Raw genomic sequence first — 2819 nt, 5'->3', positions numbered from 1 at the left:
GCCCCGCCTGACGCCGAGAAGGAACGCGCCGGATTCGCGGTATCCGCCGCTGCGAGCGGCGAGCTGCACGTTCAGTTCGACCCAGTCGCGACGCCGAATCCGGATTCTTGGCCTGCCAGACTCAGACATCGTCGTCCTCGTTCAGAAGTTCCCAGATCCGCATTACCCACCAAGCCAAGTCCTGCGTGCCGTTCCACGCAGTCCGTGGGCACTCGGCCATCCAGTTCGCGTGGCCTGTCAGCGCGATCCGGTCGTAGGCGGCGTACAAAGCTCGCCCGTCCTCCCAGTCGGACCGAAACACCGTGCTGGCGTCATCGCCTTTGGGGCGCTTGTCGGCGGCGAGCTTGGCGCCGGTGTCCGGGTCCCATGGCGTTGCGGTCGGCGCGTCGGCGGGGTAGTTCGAGAAGTCGCACCGGAGCCAGTACCGTTCGGGTGCGCTCGGCTTTGGCCCCGCCGCTACCGAGATCTCGACTGTCGGCGATGCGACCCTCTCGATCTCGCTCGGCTTAGGTCTCGCCGCTATCGAGATCTCGACTGTCGGCCATGCGACCTTCTCGATCAACCAGTCGCCGCGGTGCACCCCCGCAAGGAAGCTCGCTTTGTTGGCGTCAGCGTCGAACGCCCGATGGTCCGGCGGAGTGTCGGGCTCGACGGCGCTCATCCCTGAAATCGGTCTTTCGGGGCGAGGTCGACGCAAAGCTCGCAGTCGGTCGCCAGGGTGCCGATGTGCTCGTTGCGGTCGGCGATGATCCCTGACCCGCAGAGCCCGAGCTCATGCTTTGGGCGCTCCTTCTGCGGAAGGTCGAAGCCGTTCTCGCCGACGGCCCAGCGTCGGACCCGGCCGAGGGTCGAGCCGGGCGCGAATTCGTGGGTCTTGGTCTTGCCGGCATAGTTGATGGTCACCTCGATCCGACGACAGCGGGTCAGGTGGAGGTGGCCGTTTTCGCCGACAGCCGTAGCGGCGACGGTGGTGCTCGCCAGCGGTTCGTCGGCGTCTTCGAGCCAGCCGGCGGCGTCGTCGACCCCGAGAGCTTCGGCGAGCTCGGCGACCGTGATCGCCTCGTCGATCGTCTGCAAGGTGAGTCCGTCGGTGGTGTGGAGGAAGATCTGAATCATGTCGTGAGCCTCTCTTGTTGTCTCACACCGACATGAACGAGTAATCGCATGCTGTGCGTCCGGCCCATCGCAAAACTTCTGCTCGGCGCCGCCCACCATGTGCGCTCCAGCGCGTAGGTGTCAGACAACGGGACCACCGACGTTGGTGAGAGGCAAGCGCTGAACGCGGACTCGCTAAAGGGTGTCACCGATCGAGGAGTGTCGACCGGCCCGCTCGCGCGGGCCTCCGATGCGAGCATTCCGACTCGGTGTCCGGCGCTCTAGGCAGCGCGTCGCGATGCAGCAATACTGATCGTGTGGCAGACGAGAGCGTGCAGCCGACTGCGCCATGTCGGAACGCGGAGTGCCGGACAAGCGCGCACGCGGTTGGCAGCATCGGGCACCTGAGGTGTTTGCAGTCAACACTGCGATCGGCGAGAAGTCAGGCATCGGTCACGAGATTGAAACGCAAACGAGAGCGCAACCTCGGTCATGAGGCAACGAGACTCTCGAGTAGCAGCGTCCTTGCGAAGATCGCACTCATCGAGATCTTCGATGGTCGCTGTGCGATCTGCGGCCGATTCCTTGGCGCCTCACCCGACCCGAGTGACGACAACGTTTGGAAGTTGATCGGATCCCGGGGTGTAGTGGGCATGCCCATCAGCAAGATCAACCTCGATCACATGGACCCAGCGTCGGACGGCGGTCCCGACCACCTCCTGAACTACGGTCCCGCGCACGAGTACTGCAATAAGGCGCGCGGCAATCGGCCGGCGACTCCTGAGCATCGCGAACGATTTCGTGATGTCTGGCGCAACTACGAGTCAAACGGGCACGCTCAGGTGCTGAGCCGGATGATCGTCGCTGCCCGCGAGATCGAGCTGGAGCTGGCGCGTTTCGTTTACGTCCGAATCGACTCATCAGAGAAGCGTCAGGCGATCGACGCCGAACTCGCGGTCGACTCTGCCGCGCTGCGCCTCGAGTTCCGGCCTTGCCTTCGCGGCCATGGCTTCCACGTCGAGCCCGATGATCCGGACTTCTGCGTCAAGGCTCAGGATCCAGATCACATTTGCTCGATGGACGCCTGCCGGTGGTTCTCGAAGGCGGATGAGTGCTCGTTAGGAGACGGGAGCCGGCCGGACTCGACCTACCCGTTTACGGTGTTCTTCGACGGCCTCGGCCGTGCACACACAATGGAGATCGCGCGTTTCCTCGAGGCCTTCGTGGATCTTGATTAGGCAGGCGGTGACGAACTCGACGAGGCGGAGCGTGCATTGAGTGCCGGTGTCGCCGCCCGCAGGGTCGCTTCTGCGGATGATGGCAGGGATGATCGCCGATCACATCAAGCCGAACACCGCTGCGCTGAACGCCGCTGCCGCGTCGGCCTGCATCCCTGGGAGTACGTGTTGGTAGACCGTCATCGTGAATGCCGGGCTGGAGTGGCCGAGGCGTTCGCTGACGACCTTGACGGGGACGCCGGCCTTCAACAGGATCGTGGCGTGTGTGTGCCGTAGGTCGTGAAGACGGATACGTCGGAACACGCTCGTTCGAACCAACCGCTGCCACGACTGTGAGAAGAAGTCGGGGTGGATCGGCCCGCCGTCGGGGTGGGTGAACACGAACTCGTCGTTGCCTCGACGGCCGGTGCTCATCTTCCGTTCGAGTTGTTGACGTCGCCATGCCTTCAGCACGGCGACGGTGCGCGGGTCGAGGTCGATGGTGCG

At 64.3% G+C, this 2819-nt stretch carries 4 protein-coding genes; 1 reads left to right on the top strand and 3 read right to left on the bottom strand.

Annotated elements, in window-relative coordinates:
* Positions 1 to 121: 121 nt before the first annotated feature.
* Together RMO30_RS03595 and RMO30_RS03590 are read right to left on the bottom strand one after the other, a co-directional pair.
* Positions 122 to 661 carry a hypothetical protein gene (locus RMO30_RS03595; protein ID WP_309709616.1) on the bottom strand — a complete coding sequence of 180 codons (540 nt, stop codon included), beginning with the start codon at positions 659 to 661 and terminating at the stop codon, positions 122 to 124.
* A complete protein-coding gene (locus RMO30_RS03590) occupies positions 658 to 1116 on the bottom strand; it encodes a hypothetical protein (RefSeq protein ID WP_309709613.1) in 459 nt (152 codons plus the stop codon). The genes RMO30_RS03595 and RMO30_RS03590 overlap by 4 nt, the downstream gene beginning before the upstream one ends.
* A gap of 632 nt (positions 1117 to 1748) precedes the next feature.
* On the opposite strand from RMO30_RS03590, the gene RMO30_RS03585 reads away from it, so the two are divergent.
* Positions 1749 to 2333, top strand: a complete 585-nt coding sequence (locus RMO30_RS03585) for an HNH endonuclease (RefSeq protein WP_397427883.1) — start codon at positions 1749 to 1751, stop codon at positions 2331 to 2333.
* Positions 2334 to 2432: 99 nt separating this feature from the next.
* On the opposite strand, the gene RMO30_RS03580 is transcribed toward RMO30_RS03585, so the two are convergent.
* Positions 2433 to 2819 (bottom strand): site-specific integrase (locus tag RMO30_RS03580; RefSeq protein ID WP_309709608.1); only part of this gene is annotated, 387 nt, incomplete at its 5' end.

Source organism: Pseudolysinimonas sp., assembly GCF_031389465.1.
Lineage (GTDB): Bacteria > Actinomycetota > Actinomycetes > Actinomycetales > Microbacteriaceae > Pseudolysinimonas_A.
Note: the sequence above shows the minus strand (reverse complement) of the source record. Positions and strands in the feature narration are given on the sequence as shown.

Coding starts and splice junctions, on each gene's coding strand:
- RMO30_RS03595 (WP_309709616.1), bottom strand. CDS start 661: ATGAGCGCCGTCGAGCCCGACACTCCGCCGGACCATCGGGCGTTCGAC.
- RMO30_RS03590 (WP_309709613.1), bottom strand. CDS start 1,116: ATGATTCAGATCTTCCTCCACACCACCGACGGACTCACCTTGCAGACG.
- RMO30_RS03585 (WP_397427883.1), top strand. CDS start 1,749: ATGCCCATCAGCAAGATCAACCTCGATCACATGGACCCAGCGTCGGAC.